Raw genomic sequence first — 278 nt, 5'->3', positions numbered from 1 at the left:
CGACACTATGAGTTGGCCTCTACATCGCCACCGGCGATCAATGAGAATCAATGGTGGAGGTGAACGGGATCGAACCGATGACATCCTGCTTGCAAAGCAGGCGCTCTCCCAGCTGAGCTACACCCCCATATTCCGCGCATCGCGAAATACTTGGTGGGTCTGGTTGGATTCGAACCAACGACCCCCGCCTTATCAAGACGGTGCTCTAACCGACTGAGCTACAGACCCAAAACCTTCTCGGATCAGTAGTCAGGAAGCTGAAGACCCAGGGAAGATTC

At 54.3% G+C, this 278-nt stretch carries 2 tRNA genes; both read right to left on the bottom strand.

Annotation, left to right across the window (positions count from 1 at the left end):
• Positions 1-51: 51 nt before the first annotated feature.
• Positions 52-127, bottom strand: a tRNA-Ala gene (locus KW836_RS27715).
• Between the two features lie 24 nt (positions 128-151).
• Positions 152-228: transfer RNA gene (locus KW836_RS27710), tRNA-Ile, on the bottom strand.
• Positions 229-278 lie beyond the last annotated feature (50 nt).

Origin of the sequence: Achromobacter sp. ACM05, from assembly GCF_019218915.1 — a bacterium.
Lineage (GTDB): Bacteria > Pseudomonadota > Gammaproteobacteria > Burkholderiales > Burkholderiaceae_B > Achromobacter > Achromobacter animicus.
Note: the sequence above shows the minus strand (reverse complement) of the source record. Positions and strands in the feature narration are given on the sequence as shown.